Raw genomic sequence first — 15,965 nt, forward strand, 5'->3', positions numbered from 1 at the left:
GTCATGCCCTATACTCTCCACGCCGAACGTACTCGCATTGAAGTGATCCCAGAGCGCGGTGGCCTGATTAGTCGCTGGCAGTGGCGGGGGCATGAGTTGCTGTACTTGGATCGGGAGCGCTTTGCCAACCCGCAGTTAAGCGTGCGCGGCGGTATTCCTCTCCTTTTTCCCATTTGTGGCAATCTGCCCGAGGATACATTCCACTACAATGGCCAAACCTATCACCTCAAGCAGCATGGCTTTGCACGGGATTTGCCATGGCAGGTACTCGATCAGCAGGAACATCTCTTGAAACTGGGATTGCAGGATACGCCAGCCACACGCCAAGTCTATCCCTTTGCTTTTCACCTGACCTTAACCTACACCCTTGCTGCTGATGCCTTGGCGATCGCCCTTGAGGTGGCTAACCCCGGTGACACCCCCTTGCCCTTTAGCTTTGGCTTGCATCCCTACTTTGCTGTTGCTGACAAGGAGCAATTGCAGTTTGACTTGCCAATCCATGCCATGGTGGATCAAAAAACACAGCAACCCCTCACCTTTAGTGGCACATTTGACTGGCATGCCCTAGAACTGGATTTGGCCTGTCGCCCCCTCACGGGTCAAGTGGCTCGCGTCTGTGACCTCCAACAACAGTACTGCCTGACGCTGCGCTACGATACAGCGTTTACAACCCTTGTTTTTTGGACGGTTCAGGGCAAACCCTACTACTGTCTAGAACCTTGGACTGCGCCCCGCAATGCCTTGAATACGGGGGTAGATCTCCTGCACGTGCCACCCCAGAAGCACCTCACCCTTGGCGTCGAGATTGCTGTTGCCCCCCTTTAGGGAGAAAATAAGAAAGTTTTCACAGACGCGACCATGTACCCCGATTTTCAGACCTTTTGTCAGCTTGCCGAGCAGGGTAACTTCATCCCCATCTATCAGGAGTGGGTGGCGGATATGGATACGCCCGTGTCGGCTTGGTATCGGGTCTGTCGCGATCGCCCCTACAACTTTTTGCTGGAGTCCGTCGAGGGGGGTGAACAACTGGCTCGCTACAGCCTCCTCAGTTGTGATCCGCTATGGGTTCTCGAAACGCGGGGCAACCAAACCACCCAAACCCATCGCGATGGCTCGGTCACCACGTTTACGGGCAATCCCTTCACCATTTTGGCCAATTGCCTTGCCCCCTATCAGCCGGTGAAGCTACCACAATTGCCGGGGGGCATTGGCGGTCTTTTTGGTTTTTGGGGCTATGAACTGATTCAGTGGATTGAGCCACGAGTGCCCATTCATCCTGCCACTGAAAGGGATTTGCCGGATGGCGTGTGGATGCAGGTGGATCAAATCCTGATTTTTGATCAGGTGAAGCGGAAAATTTGGGCGGTGGTCTATGCTGATACCCGTGAGACGGACTTGAAAACGGCCTATACCCACGCCAGCGATCGCCTAGAGCGACTTTTGAACGCACTGCAAACCCGTATTCCTGCTGAGGCCACCCAACTTCACTGGCAACCCAGTCGCCAGACCCCCAGTTATACCAGCAACACCACTCCCGAAGCCTTCCGTACTAATGTGGCGCGTGCCAAGGACTACATCCGTGCGGGCGATATTTTCCAAGTCGTTCTCTCCCAACGCCTCAGTGCCACCTACAGCGGCGATCCCTTTGCCCTCTATCGCTCCTTGCGCCTGATTAACCCTTCCCCCTACATGGCCTACTTTCAATTTGGCACGTGGCAGATCATTGGCTCTAGTCCAGAAGTCATGGTTAAAGCAGAGCATCACCCTGAAAAACGTGGGTCTCTCCTTGCCACAGTGCGTCCCATTGCCGGCACTCGCAAGCGGGGGCACACCTACACCGAAGATCAGCAGCTCGCCGCAGAACTCCTCGCCGATACCAAAGAAGTGGCCGAACACGTTATGCTGGTTGATTTGGGGCGCAATGATTTGGGGCGCGTGTGTCGTCAGGGGAGTGTCACCGTTGAAGAGTTTATGGTGATTGAGCGCTACTCCCATGTCATGCACATTGTCAGTAATGTGGTGGGTGAACTATTGCCCGATAAAACGGCATGGGATTTATTGCAAGCCTGTTTCCCCGCTGGCACAGTCAGTGGTGCCCCCAAAATTCGTGCCATGGAAATCATCTATGAATTGGAGGGCTGCCGCCGTGGCCCTTACTCTGGTGCCTATGGTTACTATGACTTTGAAGGTCAACTCAATACAGCGATCGCCATTCGCACAATGGTGGTGCAACCCCTCACTGACCATCAACATTTGATTCATGTGCAAGCGGGCGCCGGCATTGTTGCTGACTCCGATCCCCAACGGGAATACGAAGAAACCTTGAACAAAGCACGGGGGCTATTGGAGGCGATTTCTGCCCTGACAACAAAACCTTAACCCGATCTTGAGCCAAGGATTATCTCATCTTTACGTTTGCCCCCTAGCCTAGTAGGCAGTTTTGGCTAACGTTACCCAGAACACAGGCACTGGGAATGTTGGAAAAACAACCCATCTCTCAGGCACACACCTAAGGGCTGGTTCCTTTGCTTGAGGTTCTACTGCCATGGCAAACGTCTCCACTGCTGCAATCACTCCCCCTGTGGATGGACGCTGGCGTTCCCCCTCTCGACTGCACACGTTTGGCATCGGGGACAGCATCTGGATGGAGCCAGAACGCATTTGGCTAGTGAGCCGGGGCGTCGTGCTGTTAAACCTTTTGCACCCCGATGGCGAAGAAGTGGTGGTGGGACTGGCCACACCTGGTACTGCTTTTGGTTTACCCTTGACCAGTTTAACGGCCTACCAAGCCAAGGCACTTTCCAAGGCAGAGCTGATGCTCTTTACGCTGGTGGAGGTAGAATCCTCGCCCAACTTGACCCAAAGCCTTGTGCGGGGTCTGGCTCGTCGCCTACGGCAAGCGGAAGGTCTTTTAGGAATTACCAGCCATCGCCGTATTGAGGAGCGATTACGCCATTTACTCCTGCTATTGAAGCAAGAAATTGGTCAGCCCCATCCCTTGGGCATACGCTACACTGTTCGCCTTACCCATCAGCAACTCGCAACCGCCATTGGTACTAGTCGGGTGACGATGACTCGCCTCTTGGGCAAGCTCAAAGAGGAGCAGTGGCTCACCTACGATCGCGATCGCCACATCATTCTCACCAACACCGCTGAGATTTAAGAGGGCATCTCTACCTGAATCAAGACCCCCCAGAACATAGGGGCAGTTTTCTGATGTAAATTTTTGTAAACACTTGCATTCATAGTGGCAAAACTGTTAAATTAGATACAGAAATAAATCGTTCATCTTCGCTAAAGGCCATCCGAAAACTTGGGTGAGCAGCGAAGACGGAAGTAGGGCAGTTGTCCCGAAGGAACGCGCCTCAGTTGACAAAAACCACCTAGTAGATAATTTGGGGCGATGACTATGAAAACCACACTCACCTATCGCGGCGTTCAATACGATTACGTTCCTCCGGCAGTACGCACCGAAGCAACCGATGTGGTAGCAAAATATCGGGGTTGGAATTACCACTGCACCCACGCAGTGAATCCCCCAGCTCAACCTGTGCGGGATTTAATCTATCGCGGTGTTGCCTACCGTACGGGTCAAACGGAAGCCGTGAATACGACGGCAACTGCTGCTGCCAACACAGCCAATGAAGTGAATATGCCAGCGCTTGATCTCAATCAACTTTCACGGGTCATTCTCACCCATCACCACCAAGTGATCAAAAACCGCGAACAATCCCTCCTCACGCGGATGATTGCCCAAATGGGATTACCTGCGGCCGCAGGTCACTATTGGAACCAAATTCAGGGCAAAATTAAGCCTCATGTCTGGACAAGCTACGATCGTAGTCATGCCACAATGAGCTAGCGCACGGACGTGAGTGTCCTCTCTCAAGACTGATTCGTAATTGTCCTCGCATTGGAGTCCTCTCCGGTGCGAGTTTTTTTAAGCAACTCCGGCAAAACTTTTTCTTGCTTAGCTTAGCCACTTGATTTCATCAAAGTCGAGGTCAATCTCTGCCAAGTCCTCTGGATCGATTAAACGCTGCTTCAATTCCTCAGGGGTTGGCTTTGAATAGGCTGAGCTAGAAACAGGGGTTCGCTTCACATCTGACAGGGTGGTTTTCTCGATGCGCGTACTTTCTTTGAGGGCATTGGGGTTAATGGATTGCAGAAAAAAATTCACTGTTTCCTGTTTTACCCAGCCATTGAGGACAGCCAAGGCACCAAAGCGATAGCTGGTCTGCCATTGTTCTTTGAGAATTTGCTGAATTTGTTCCTCGGTCAATAAACTGGCCTTTTTGAGATAAAAGCCAATGGGATGTTTTTCTTGGCTTTGGCTGAGTTTTGGCCACTCTTCAACAAAAAAATCGATGGTGTCCTGTGATAGCCAACCGTGGAGAGCAAGAATTTCTCCTAAACGCAGGTGGGTGTAGATATCTTTTTCCATCAAAGCCACCTGAAGCTGGCTAGGGTTAATGAGAGCTGCCTTTAGCAGTAATTCGCCAATTTTCATGGTTGCCCCTACTGGTAGAAAATGATTGAACTTTCAACAACAAGGGGACATCAATTGATGAATTTTTAATGCCTAATTTTCTGAAGAAATGTGATTTACAACCCTTTTCACAGGGATAGCACACGCTCAAAATCACGAAAGCCTCTATAGAAGAGGATTATGTCCTTTATTTAAGAAAAGGGCTGTACTCTTGACAGTACCCCTAGCGATCGCTAAAGTTACCCGAAACCCCAAATCGCAATAAATCTTAATAAACTGAAAAATGCGTTGGCCAAGCTGCTGACACTCTGGACAAAAGGCGGGTTCACTAGATGGGACGAGCGATCGCCATTCTTCAAAAATGCCCCAGGTAGAGCAGCGAAACTCATAAAGGGGCATCTTTAGTCTCCAAAATATAGCTATTCCAATAAAGTCTGTTGGCCTCGCGCTGACCACCCATACTCACAGTCCACCCGAGAGTCAAACCCTGTCTCAATCAATGTACACCACCATTTCCTCCCCATAGCCCTCTACCCAAGAACGACGGGGGATAACGGTCGGCACTAAGTTGTCTCGCTTCAGCCATTGATGGTGGATGATCGAGCACGATCCGTTGCCGCAGCACTGGGAATAGAAGTTTATAGCAATGCCGATGCTTTGACGCTCATCCCGCTAACGCTAGGCGTATAGCAGGAGATTCCCCGTTCACAGAGTCTTGACTAGATGCCCCGAAGGACACCCCCGCCAGAACCTCTCCAGGGGTGTTTTCAAGACAGTGCGCCCCACCGCCTATCAATCTATTCCGCAACACGAATGCAGCGGCAATATCCCTAGGCATTGAACAGCCAAAGGGGCAGTTATGCCAACGGAGTGATAGCGTTTTGCGGACTGGCTCACCACAGTTAGGACACTCTTGAGAGGTGCCCGCTGCTTTCTCCTTGACAACCGCCTTGCCACGCTTCAAGGCCACCCAGGGCAACACCGAGTTCAGGAATTGCCCATGACCCGCATCTAGCATGTGCTGACCCAGCGTCCTGCGACTGAGGCCAATCAGATTCAAATCCTCAACCACAATCATATCAGCCCTGTCGCAAAACTGCTGGGCGACCTTGAAGTGAAAGTCCCTGCGGGGGCGGGCAATCTGTTCATGCAGCTTCGCCACCTTCCGTTGAATCTTCTTCCAGTTGGCTGACCCAATCTGTTTTCGCTTCAGTCTGCGTTGCAGCAATTGAAGCTTGCGTTGCATCTCCACGAAAAACTTGGGTCGTGCGAGTTGAAGCCCATCCGAGGTGGAGAGAAAGTATTCCAGACCAACATCGACGCCAACCACAATAACCCGAGGCGCGTTTGAGCACCCTCACTTGCTTAGCGGTAAACCCCTCTGGATAAGGGCGAGACTGACGAATAGCCACCCAGCCCAGACTGGGTAACTTGGCTCGTCCGGGTGCCAATGGTTGCTTGCCGAGTTGGGGGAAAACGTATGACCGCATCTGGCCAGGTTTCTTGAACCGTGGAAACCCGGCTCCCAACTTCTGCGGCCGTTCAAACGCTTGGTCTAGCCGCTTCAAGACTTGCTGCAATGCTTGGGCGTTAACCAACGCTAAATCAGGGTTGAACTGCTTTGCTTGGGTCAACCGTTGACACTGCACGTTGAAGCTGGGATAGGGGGCATCCGCTGGGATGATGTACTCGCTATGCACAGAGCAAGCGTTAACCAGACATTTGCGCGAAGCAATCCAGTCTTTGCGCTCCCTCAGCGCATCATTCCAAACTTGGCGACACACTTCTAGGGCGTGTCATCAGATAGATTGACCATCGGGGCAGTGTTTTGCTGAGGTAACATGAGGTCAGTATTCATCAGGAGTCCATCATGGATCGGTACACCCTGCGAGATGACCAATGGGAAAGAATCAAAGACCTGTTGCTAGGACGTGAGGGGCATGTAGGCGGTACTGCTAAAGATAATCGACTGTTTGTCGACGCCGTGTTGTATCGCTATCGTGCGGGCATCCCGTGGCGAGCTTTGCCAGAGTGCTTTGGCGACTTCCGAGTCATCCATACCCGCCATATTCGATGGTCAAAAACAGGGGTTTGGGAGCGGGTCTTCAACGTTTTAGCTGAAGATGCGGATAATGAATACGCCATGATCGATGCCACCCTCGTACAGGCGCATCAGCACAGTGCTGGAGCTGCCCACAAAAACAAGAAGACGGCTGCCTTGTAGACCAAGCGATTGGGCGCAGTAAAGGTGGGTTGAGTACAAAGATTCATGCGCTGTGTGATGCCTTAGGTCATCCGACGGGGTTTTATCTGAGTGGAGGCCAAGTCCACGAGTTAGCGGGAGCAGATGTGCTGCTGGAGCTTGTTCAAGAAGGACAAGCATTACTGGCGGACAAAGCTTATGATGCAGATGAGCGGGTGCTAAGAGGGCTAGCGGAGAAAGGGTGCGAGGCTGTCATTCCGCCCAAGTCTTGTCGTAAACAGCGTCGTGGTTATGACAAAGAACTGTACAAAGCTCGGCACTTGATTGAGAATTTTTTTGCCAAGCTCAAGCAGTATCGAGGGATTGCCACACGTTACGATAAGACAGCGCGAAACTTTTTAGGTGCGATATATCTCGCTGCCGCTGTTATCTGGCTTAACTGATGACACACCCTAGACTCTCTAAAAGAGATGGGGGACATTTGGGATGTTTGGCAATTGCTTGGCGCACTCTCCAATGCTGATCCTTTCCTAGCTCCTCAATAATCCAAAGAGGACAATATCTGCACCCAGCAAGCAACCGTTTTACAAAGAGAGAAAGACCCAGTAGACTTAAGTATCTGTTTAGTATGTGGTGAAAAATAAAAACTCGTCTGTCGTGTTCAAAAGTCTGCTTCAGGGGAAGAGGGCATTGAGCGTTTCGAGCGACCGCTATACGTACCTGCCAGTACTGATCCTTAACAAGCTGAGCTAGGATAGTTTCGGGACAGTTGGGATGGGCGGCAACAGCGGCGCGTACTTGCCAGTAGTCATCCTGTGCTAGCTGCTCAAGGAGAGAAGAGGTCAGTTTTTGCAGATTGCTAGCAGCAGCCTACCGCACTTGATAGTACCGATCTTGAGCAAGGCAGTTGAGAATAGCGGGGGGACATTGAGAATGAGCTGCGACCTGCTGACGCACCTGAAAATAGCTATCTATTGCCAGTGCTTCAAGACAGATTGGAGGGCAATTAGGATTGGCAGCAACCGCTCGCCGGACTCGCTATTCAGTATCCTTAGCCAAGGTTTCCAAGAGTAAAGGTGAACTTTCCGGATTTGTTGCTGCTGCTTGACGCACTCGCCAGTGAGTATCTCTAGCTAGGGTCTCTTGAAGAGATATAGGGCAATTATGCTGGTGAACAATCCAGCGTTTGAGGAGGCTAGGTATAAAAACAGATTCGAGGTGGGGGGCAGTAAACTCAAACAGAATTTTTCTGCGTATAGCTTCTAGGAAAGACATGCTCTTCAGAACATAGGAGTTCTACTTTTTTTGAGGATAGACGATCCTTTGTCACTATCGCAAAGTCTGATACAGCTCTTTTGACAAGGATGGAAGACACACAAAACCGCGCAAGTCACTATGGAAGAGGATGACATCCATTTTATGTGGCCAACTTTTTTTGTGTGTCCGATTTTTATCGAATATTTAAGAAAAGGGCTGTACTTTATCAAAAAACAAACATAACTTCATGATTGAGCAAGACGAGCTGTTCCATAGGCGGCCTCAGTGTGGGATGAAATGGCCACCGGCACCCCTAGGTATTGCTGGCGCAGCGCTAACCATGCTGGATTACAGGCACCCCCGCCAGCCGTCCAGATGCGTTTCAGGGGTGAGGCACCCAAACGCTGCAATTGGGCATAGCCTTGGGCTTCAATACGACTGAGACTTTCAAGGAGTCCCTGCAAAAAGCGGCGAGGGTCGGCGGGTCGTGGTTCTAGGCGAGGCTCTAGGTGAGGATCATTGATGGGAAAGCGTTCACCCCGCTTGAGCAGGGGATAGTAGTCCAAGCCCGTGGGTTGATTGACATCTATTTGGACACTGAGGCGCTCTAGTTCCTCTGGGGTAAAAAATTGGGCTAAAATCGCCGCACCACAGTTGGAGGCGCCCCCCACGAGCCAGCGATCGCCCAAGCGATGACTATAGATGCCTGCTGTCAAATCCTCTACCCTAGAGGCACTCAAAAGCTTCAGCACAAGGGTTGACCCCAAGGATGTCACCGCTTCACCCACCTCAGAGGCACCACTAGCCAAGAAGGCGGCAATGCTATCGGTGGTACCGGCACAGACCTCACACTTTGGAGACAAGCCTAAATCGGTGGCTGTGACCTTTCCCAGAACCGTACCGGGGGGAACGACCTTAGGGAGCAGAGACTGCAAGGGCGCAAGCGTGGGGTGGCTGAACCAGTCGGGGTAAGCTTCCTTTGCCGGGTCATAGCCCAACTTCAGGGCATTGTGCCAGTCGGAAATGCTCAGTTGACCATGGAGCAAAAAGGCCAGCCAATCCGCTTGGTGTACCAAAACAGCGTTGACGGTGGGGTAGTGGGTCTGGAGCCACAACAGCTTGACTAGACTACTGGTGGCACTCAGAACAAGGTGATCCGTGGTTAAAATCTGCCGCAGCGTTTGAACATGATCTTGGGCGCGATTGTCATTGTAGAGGAGAACGGGTGAGCAGGGCTGCCCCTGAGCATCACAGAGGAAAACGGTGCTAGAGGTGGCATCAATGGCAATCCGCTGAATTTGCTGACGGATAGCACTTGGAATATCTAAAATCAACGCCCGCAGTGTTGCTGCCCATTCTTGGGGTTGATCGGGCTGATTCAACGGACGACGGGCAGTGGCGAGAATATTGCCTTCAGGATCGATGGCGATCGCCCGCGCCCCCGAGGTACCAAAATCGATCCCCAATACCGTAGTGGTCACTCTAATAATTAAGCCCTTACGAATACTATTGGACTAATCTATAACTATCTAAAAAGATAACTCCAAAACTCATTCGGATACTTTTTCAAGAATAAGTTAACGGCTTCAGCAGGTCTGACATCTCCTTCAAATTCCTTATTTTCAATCGCAGTTATCATTGTATAGAAAAGATGTAACCAAATATAGTCGTTCACATTAATATGTCGTATCTCTAACCGATGACCAAACCGATGTTGGAGTGATCTCCAATTTCTAGCGGCAGGAGAATTGTTTGATTGAGGAAAACGAATCCGATTATCTCGATAAATAAATAATGTTGCTTCCTTTTTATCAGCAAGAAAGCTTTGAATTGCTCGAAAACAAGCATTAACATTAATAGTTGGTTTTCTACTTGTTTCTGGATTATTCATAATTATTACATATTTTTTACAATGCCCTAAGTAGATGATTTGATCATTGATTGGCATTTGGATAGCATACTGTGTAAGACTAATATTAGGTTTGACAATTTGAAGATAATTTAAAACGCACTTTAGTACTCCTAACTCATGATAATTATTTTGATAGCCAATTTTTCCATAATCTTTAGCTAGAATATATTTCTTTTCCCTTAAAAATTTATACAATTCTTCTTCAAAGGATATTTTTGAAATTGTTCTTTCTTCTAAAATTTTGATCCGCTGCTCCAGATCATTGATTTTTATAATTAGATTCTGTACCTCTTGTGTTACTTCCGAAATAGCATTTGGGTAATGTCCAATAGAAAGATCAGAAAAATTAATCTCATTGACGATCTTACGATATAGGTTTGCAGCTAAAATTAATGAGCTACGAATTGACTCAGAATGAACAATTTGATGTAATTCCTCTAAGTTGAAAAAAGCTTCTGCAAAAACACCTGCAGGCTTAAGGCGTTCATTTAAGATAGCCAAAATTTCATCTTCTGTTGGCTCTTGTATAGAGATAGTATTGGCACTAAGACGCTCAATTGTTGATTTTTCAAGGGTATCCTGAAAATACTGCCAAGTAATTGGAAATAAATTGAGAATAAATAATGTGTTGCGCAGATTTGTCATTAACTCTCGCAGAGCCTCACCTAGTTTTAGCAAAATTGGTCTATTATTAGGGTTAGCTAATCCTTCAAGTTGGTCAAAAATAATCAGTAGTGGCTGATCTAAGGTAGATAGTACTGAAAGACTAATGAGTGCTTGCAATGCAAAATCGTTACTTGTTAGTGTTTCTCCCCAATCAGGTAGGCCAATTTTAGTCTCTTCATCTTCTTCAATTCCACTACCTGCTAACCATCGAATGATAATATCACGATAGTATTCTCTGCGATAACGACAATATTTTATTAATCCTTTAATAAAAATTTCAGAAAATAAGTTATTAAATCGCTGAGAATTATGCCAACGCAGTAAATATTTTTCAAGTCGTTCAATCCTTTCTTCACGGGTCTTAGTTTCATTATTGCTATTTTCACAAAACAGATATAATCTATCTTTTGATAATTTTTCTAATAACCATCGGTCATCTTCATTATTTTGATATTTACTCAGAATACTGAAGAATATATTGGAAAGAAAATACTCCAACTGTGTATATCCCTTCTCTACAGGTTGTACTAAAGATTGCAAAACACTACTGTAAATGTGATAGAGAACATTGTTTTCATGAGCTGGTTGTAGAATAAAAAATAAACGGTTATATTTAAGCAATTGTTGAGCAATTCGCATGGCCATATGGGTTTTGCCACTGCCTGCTTCACCCAAAATAACCACTCCTTGACTCTGAAGATTATTATCCTCACGAATTTCTTGAACTAGTTGATAGATATAGCGATACTGTGGCTCTTGTACCTTAAATGCATCAGGAAAATCTTGAAATGGTGTATCTACTCGAACACTACTAAAAACATTAGGATATTTTTCCTGTTTGAGCTTGTAGCGGCAAAGATATCGATAAAGTTCATAAGTAAATCTAGCATCATATTGAGCATCATGAGCGTTACTTAACGTGAATCCTCTGCCCTGATGATTAATCTTAAAGTAGGTGCATAATTCTGCTAGTCCATAAGAGGGTAAGCTCGGGAATAGTCGGCGTGCTAGCTGTTCTGTACACTCATATTTAAGTTCACTGTCTAAATCTAGGCTAGCTCTTAATGTTTGTAGGTCTGCACCTGCATTGTGAAAAACACATATATGTCCATTTAAGAGAGACTTTAAGTCATGACTGATTTCGTGAAATTTCTTTTTATTGGCATGCTTATCATTTGCTGATTCAGTATAGGCCTCATAAATAAGATGACCCTTTGCATCAATGACAGCAACTTGCTTGAGAGGATTTCCTTCCGTATCAATAACAAGATAAGACATTTTTAGACTCCAAACCTAGGTCTGTTATCGTACACGTTTCACTTCATAAGCTAGAAGCCCTAGGTTGAAGTAAATTCTACTTCAGAATTTTGGAACTGTCTGTTCTTTTTTGCAAAATGATAATTTTACTAAAGCAATGTAAAGAGAGCCGTATCTAGCTCATAGCCAAACATCGCCGCCATGCCTTTGATTTTTTCAGCAGCAGGATAGCCCTGTCCCTGAAGCCATTGCCAAAGAGTAAACACCTTGGCCATCACAAAAATATCAAGGGCTTGGGGGTTGAAGATAATACCCTGCTGCGGATGAAATTCGTGGGGCACGAGCATCGCCCCATAACGCACGAGTTCACCCGCTGACCAATCCAGTAAATAGGGCAGCCATGGGTAGCAGACATCGGCACGAATGAACCAAAGGCGCACGGCTGCCAATTCCGAAAGCTCTAGATCAGGTTCATCGGCTGGCCGGGGATAGTCAATTGTAAAACGCAGCGCTTGGTGATGATCCAAAAGTCGCTCTTCTGCAATCAATGGGTCAAGGACTTGTTGCAGGGGAGATAAGTCCAGACGATCAATCTGATCTGGGGTTAACTTGATCGCGATCGCCACGCTCTATCTCTCCCCAGCAGCCAGCAACCTAGAGAACCTGCTGGACTTCAGCAATCTCTGGAATGGATTCCTTCAACTTGCGCTCAATCCCCATGCGCAGCGTCATCGTCGAACTGGGGCAGGAACCACAGGCACCCTGCAAGCGCAGCCGTACCACAGGCCCTTCAATTTCCACGAGTTCAACATTACCGCCATCGGCCATCAAATAGGGGCGGAGTTCATCAAGGACTTTTTCGACGTTTTCTTGACTCAATTCAAGGGTTGCAGCCATGATTACTGTCCTTGGCGTAGCGTTCACATTTCCTTAGTCTAGCATTTGCAGGGGCGATCGCCCTTTGGGAATTCTAAGGGGTGCCAATGGATCTGGCTCTAGGGAAATCTACTCAACAGTGTTAGGAACGGCAACGCTCAAGGATACAATAATAGCTTGGTGAACTGCACGGTAGGACATGATTTCCAGTAATGATTTTCGCCCCGGTGTAAGTATTGAGCTTGATGGTGCCGTCTGGCGAGTTGTCGAATTTTTACACGTCAAACCCGGTAAAGGCTCAGCCTTTGTGCGGACAAAGCTAAAGAATGTGCAAACGGGCAACGTGATTGAGCGCACCTTCCGCGCCGGCGAGACCGTTCCCCAAGCCACCCTTGAAAAACGCACCATGCAGCATACCTACAAAGATGGCGAAGACTATGTCTTTATGGACATGGAAAGCTATGAGGAGGCTCGCCTCACGCCCGCACAAATGGGCGATCGCGCCAAGTATCTCAAAGAAGGTATGGAAGTCAATATCGTCAAATGGGGTGAGCAAGTCCTTGAGGTGGAGCTACCCAACTCCGTTGTTTTAGAAGTGGTGCAAACCGATCCGGGGGTTAAAGGGGATACCGCCACCGGTGGATCGAAACCCGCCATTGTCGAAACGGGTGCCCAAGTCATGGTACCGTTATTTATCTCCGTAGGCGAGCGGATTCGCATTGATACTCGCTCAGATACGTATCTTGGCCGCGAATAGGAGTAATGGGTGTGGAGCTTGACCTCAACCAAGTACGCGAACTGCTACTAATGTTTGACCAAACCAGCGTCACCGAACTCAACCTTAAGAGTGGCGAACTGGAACTTCAACTCCGCAAGCGTGAGCAGATCAGTGGCAGCGCCCCCGTGGTTGTGGCTCCAGCTCCTGCATCAACCGTCACGCCCACACCTGTGCCCCCGCCAGCCGTTACCCCCGATCCGGAACCAACGCCACCCCCCGCCAACCGTAAAACCGTGGATATCGTGGCGCCAATGGTAGGCACCTTTTATCGTGCCCCTGCTCCCGATGAACCCCCCTTTGTCGAAGTGGGCGATACAGTCAAAAAAGGCCAAGTGGTTTGCATCATTGAAGCCATGAAGCTGATGAATGAAATTGAAGCCGAAGTCAATGGCCAAGTGGTGGAAATTTTGGTGCAAAATGCTGAACCCATTGAGTATGGCCAAACCTTAATGCGCATTTTACCTAACTAAATCAACAGCGTTCTTTCAGCAAAGAGAGGCAGGTACTAATTGCAAAGATATGTTAAGCATTGAGGAGTTTAAGGCCAAGAATTCAATGCTTTCAAGCCTTTGCGCTCTTGCCGAGACCCTAATTGAAAAATTAGAATTTAGAAACATCTACCACCACTGCCTGACGAGGTTGGCCTGTGCAAGCAACTGGAGCATACATTCTTATTGATACCCTATGCCGTCACGGCGTTAAGCATATTTTTGGCTATCCTGGTGGAGCAATTTTACCGATTTACGATGAACTGTACCGTGCTGAGTCAAAGGGAATCATTCAGCACATTCTAGTCCGCCACGAACAGGGGGCAGCCCATGCCGCTGACGGCTACGCTCGTGCCACAGGTCAAGTGGGGGTGTGTTTTGGTACTTCAGGGCCGGGGGCAACGAACTTAGTGACAGGTATTGCCACAGCCCACATGGATTCCATTCCACTGCTGGTGATCACGGGTCAGGTGCCTCGCTCCGCCATTGGTACGGATGCCTTTCAGGAAACGGATATCTTTGGCATTACGCTGCCGATTGTCAAGCACTCCTACGTGGTGCGCGAAGCCAAGGACATGGCACGGATTGTTGCTGAGGCGATTTACATTGCCACCACCGGTCGTCCAGGACCCGTGCTCGTGGATATTCCCAAGGATGTCGGCCTAGAAGTCTGTGAGTATGAACCGATTGAGCCGGGGCAGGTCAAGCTGCGGGGCTATCGTCCCACGATTCGCGGCAATGCCCGCCAAATTGCCCAAGCGGTTCAATTGATGCGTGAGGCCAAGCGACCCTTGCTCTATGTGGGGGGCGGCGCGATTACAGCGGGTGCTCACGAGGAGGTGCTTAGGTTAGCCGAGCTATTCCAGATTCCGGTGACAACAACGCTCATGGGTAAGGGGGCGTTTCCTGAGTCCCATCCCCTCTCCGTGGGTATGTTGGGGATGCATGGCACTGCCTATGCCAACTTTGCCGTCAGTGAATGTGATCTATTGATTGCCGTGGGGGCGCGGTTTGACGATCGCGTGACCGGTAAGCTGGATGAATTTGCCTCCCGCGCTAAGGTGATTCACATTGACATTGATCCTGCCGAAGTGGGGAAAAACCGCGTGCCTGATGTGCCGATTGTTGGCAGCGTTAAACCAGTCCTCCAGCAACTCCTCAAGCACATTGAAGACAGTGGTGAAGCCGTTGAACCCGCCACCCAAGCGTGGCTGGAGCGGATCAAGGTCTGGAAAGAGGACTATCCCCTCGTCGTGCCGCAGCCCAGTGGCGAACTCTCGCCCCAAGAGGTGATTGTTGCCTTTGGTCGCCATGCGCCTGATGCCTACTACACGACTGATGTGGGTCAGCACCAGATGTGGGCGGCACAATTCCTGAAAAATGGCCCTCGGCGTTGGATCTCCAGTGCCGGCTTGGGCACGATGGGCTTTGGCATGCCCGCAGCAATGGGGGTGAAGGTGGCATTACCCGATCAACAGGTGATCTGTATTAGTGGCGATGCCAGTTTTCAAATGAATTCCCAAGAGTTGGCCACATTGGCTCAGTACGGTATTGCTGTCAAGACGGTCATTATTAACAATTTTTGGCAGGGAATGGTGCGCCAGTGGCAGCAGGCCTTTTACGAGGAGCGTTATTCCCATTCCAATATGGCCAAGGGGATGCCCGACTTTGTGAAATTGGCGGAGGCCTACGGGGTTAAGGGGTTGCGGGTGAGCGATCGCCACGATTTGGATGCCATTGTCCAAGAAGTCTTGGCCTACGATGGCCCCGTGCTACTGGATGCCCACGTCACCCGCGATGAAAATTGCTACCCGATGGTTGCCCCCGGCAAGGCCAACTCGCAAATGCTGGGGCTACCGGAACGCAAGGTGCTCGAAAAGGCTGCCGAATTGATCTACTGCGCCAACTGTGGGGCAAAAACGATCTCTAGCCATCGCTTCTGTCCGGAGTGCGGCAGTAAGCTCTAGGCGGCATCCCCCCTTGACTTCACAAGGGATCCGCTTATACTGTGACCAATCCTTTTTGGTTATGGTGTGTTT

16 protein-coding genes, 1 pseudogene and 1 riboswitch are annotated in these 15,965 nt (G+C 49.2%); of the genes and pseudogenes, 8 read left to right on the forward strand and 9 right to left on the reverse strand.

The genetic code is table 11. The features are described from left to right. The first annotated feature begins 3 nt into the window (after positions 1-3). From KV190_RS07575 to gifA, 4 genes are all read left to right on the forward strand, one after another. Entirely contained in the window at positions 4-825 is an 822-nt protein-coding gene (locus tag KV190_RS07575; protein ID WP_460192648.1) for an aldose epimerase family protein, read from the forward strand. A 33-nt stretch (positions 826-858) separates the two neighbouring features. Continuing rightward, on the forward strand, positions 859-2,379 hold the full coding sequence (gene trpE / locus KV190_RS07580; protein ID WP_460192649.1) for an anthranilate synthase component I: 1,521 nt from the start codon (positions 859-861) through the stop codon (positions 2,377-2,379). Between the two features lie 166 nt (positions 2,380-2,545). Next, positions 2,546-3,163 (forward strand): Crp/Fnr family transcriptional regulator, encoded by a 618-nt coding sequence (locus tag KV190_RS07585; RefSeq protein ID WP_460192650.1) that lies wholly within the window; start codon positions 2,546-2,548, stop codon positions 3,161-3,163. A 117-nt stretch (positions 3,164-3,280) separates the two neighbouring features. Then, positions 3,281-3,365: riboswitch (Glutamine riboswitch) on the forward strand. Positions 3,366-3,409: 44 nt separating this feature from the next. After that, positions 3,410-3,862, forward strand: coding sequence for a glutamine synthetase inactivation factor IF7A (gene gifA / locus KV190_RS07590; RefSeq protein ID WP_460192651.1), 453 nt, complete (start codon positions 3,410-3,412; stop codon positions 3,860-3,862). 108 nt (positions 3,863-3,970) lie between these two features. Here the strand turns inward: gifA and KV190_RS07595 are convergent, their stop codons facing one another. The 3 genes from KV190_RS07595 to KV190_RS07605 all read right to left on the reverse strand — a co-directional run bounded on the left by KV190_RS07595 (position 3,971) and on the right by KV190_RS07605 (position 5,819). Continuing rightward, the gene (locus KV190_RS07595; RefSeq protein ID WP_460192652.1) at positions 3,971-4,510 is read right to left on the reverse strand and encodes a hypothetical protein; all 540 of its coding nucleotides are present in this window, start codon (positions 4,508-4,510) and stop codon (positions 3,971-3,973) included. Between the two features lie 144 nt (positions 4,511-4,654). Further along, positions 4,655-4,888 carry a zinc ribbon domain-containing protein gene (locus KV190_RS07600; RefSeq protein WP_460192653.1) on the reverse strand — a complete coding sequence of 78 codons (234 nt, stop codon included), beginning with the start codon at positions 4,886-4,888 and terminating at the stop codon, positions 4,655-4,657. 265 nt (positions 4,889-5,153) lie between these two features. Beyond that, positions 5,154-5,819, reverse strand: coding sequence for an RNA-guided endonuclease InsQ/TnpB family protein (locus KV190_RS07605; RefSeq protein ID WP_460192654.1), 666 nt, complete (start codon positions 5,817-5,819; stop codon positions 5,154-5,156). Between the two features lie 540 nt (positions 5,820-6,359). On the opposite strand from KV190_RS07605, the gene KV190_RS07610 reads away from it, so the two are divergent. Continuing rightward, positions 6,360-7,135, forward strand: a protein-coding gene (locus tag KV190_RS07610) for an IS5 family transposase (RefSeq protein WP_460192655.1) whose coding sequence is annotated in 2 segments (ribosomal slippage) — positions 6,360-6,707 and positions 6,710-7,135 — 774 coding nt in all. Because the reading frame shifts where the segments join, the coding sequence is not laid out codon by codon here. Here KV190_RS07610 and KV190_RS07615 read toward each other — a convergent pair. The 6 genes and pseudogenes from KV190_RS07615 to KV190_RS07640 form a co-directional block, all read right to left on the reverse strand. Beyond that, positions 7,128-7,547, reverse strand: coding sequence for a HEAT repeat domain-containing protein (locus KV190_RS07615; protein WP_460195251.1), 420 nt, complete (start codon positions 7,545-7,547; stop codon positions 7,128-7,130). The genes KV190_RS07610 and KV190_RS07615 overlap by 8 nt on opposite strands. Before the next feature lie 15 nt (positions 7,548-7,562). Then, a pseudogene (locus KV190_RS07620) lies at positions 7,563-7,700 on the reverse strand (hypothetical protein); the annotation flags it as partial. Positions 7,701-8,194: 494 nt separating this feature from the next. Further along, positions 8,195-9,430 (reverse strand): FGGY-family carbohydrate kinase, encoded by a 1,236-nt coding sequence (locus tag KV190_RS07625; protein ID WP_460192656.1) that lies wholly within the window; start codon positions 9,428-9,430, stop codon positions 8,195-8,197. 44 nt (positions 9,431-9,474) lie between these two features. Continuing rightward, the gene (locus KV190_RS07630; protein ID WP_460192657.1) at positions 9,475-11,805 is read right to left on the reverse strand and encodes an exonuclease domain-containing protein; all 2,331 of its coding nucleotides are present in this window, start codon (positions 11,803-11,805) and stop codon (positions 9,475-9,477) included. A 128-nt stretch (positions 11,806-11,933) separates the two neighbouring features. Next, positions 11,934-12,410, reverse strand: a complete 477-nt coding sequence (locus tag KV190_RS07635) for a CRR6 family NdhI maturation factor (protein WP_460192658.1) — start codon at positions 12,408-12,410, stop codon at positions 11,934-11,936. A 28-nt stretch (positions 12,411-12,438) separates the two neighbouring features. After that, on the reverse strand, positions 12,439-12,681 hold the full coding sequence (locus KV190_RS07640) for a NifU family protein (protein WP_297049579.1): 243 nt from the start codon (positions 12,679-12,681) through the stop codon (positions 12,439-12,441). A 178-nt stretch (positions 12,682-12,859) separates the two neighbouring features. Between KV190_RS07640 and efp the strand changes: the two genes are divergently transcribed. The 3 genes from efp (at position 12,860) to ilvB (ending at position 15,893) form a co-directional block, all read left to right on the forward strand. Then, complete coding sequence (gene efp, locus KV190_RS07645) at positions 12,860-13,417, forward strand: elongation factor P (RefSeq protein ID WP_149820380.1); 558 nt, start codon at positions 12,860-12,862, stop codon at positions 13,415-13,417. Positions 13,418-13,428: 11 nt separating this feature from the next. After that, complete coding sequence (gene accB, locus KV190_RS07650; protein WP_206201594.1) at positions 13,429-13,908, forward strand: acetyl-CoA carboxylase biotin carboxyl carrier protein; 480 nt, start codon at positions 13,429-13,431, stop codon at positions 13,906-13,908. A gap of 176 nt (positions 13,909-14,084) precedes the next feature. Continuing rightward, positions 14,085-15,893, forward strand: a complete 1,809-nt coding sequence (ilvB, locus tag KV190_RS07655; RefSeq protein WP_460192659.1) for a biosynthetic-type acetolactate synthase large subunit — start codon at positions 14,085-14,087, stop codon at positions 15,891-15,893. Positions 15,894-15,965 lie beyond the last annotated feature (72 nt).

The organism is Thermosynechococcus sp. FA-CM-4201 (assembly GCF_054689355.1).

Coding starts and splice junctions, on each gene's coding strand:
- KV190_RS07575 (WP_460192648.1), top strand. CDS start 4: ATGCCCTATACTCTCCACGCCGAACGTACTCGCATTGAAGTGATCCCA.
- trpE (WP_460192649.1), top strand. CDS start 859: ATGTACCCCGATTTTCAGACCTTTTGTCAGCTTGCCGAGCAGGGTAAC.
- KV190_RS07585 (WP_460192650.1), top strand. CDS start 2,546: ATGGCAAACGTCTCCACTGCTGCAATCACTCCCCCTGTGGATGGACGC.
- gifA (WP_460192651.1), top strand. CDS start 3,410: ATGAAAACCACACTCACCTATCGCGGCGTTCAATACGATTACGTTCCT.
- KV190_RS07595 (WP_460192652.1), bottom strand. CDS start 4,510: ATGAAAATTGGCGAATTACTGCTAAAGGCAGCTCTCATTAACCCTAGC.
- KV190_RS07600 (WP_460192653.1), bottom strand. CDS start 4,888: ATGCCCCTTTATGAGTTTCGCTGCTCTACCTGGGGCATTTTTGAAGAA.
- KV190_RS07630 (WP_460192657.1), bottom strand. CDS start 11,805: ATGTCTTATCTTGTTATTGATACGGAAGGAAATCCTCTCAAGCAAGTT.
- KV190_RS07640 (WP_297049579.1), bottom strand. CDS start 12,681: ATGGCTGCAACCCTTGAATTGAGTCAAGAAAACGTCGAAAAAGTCCTT.
- efp (WP_149820380.1), top strand. CDS start 12,860: ATGATTTCCAGTAATGATTTTCGCCCCGGTGTAAGTATTGAGCTTGAT.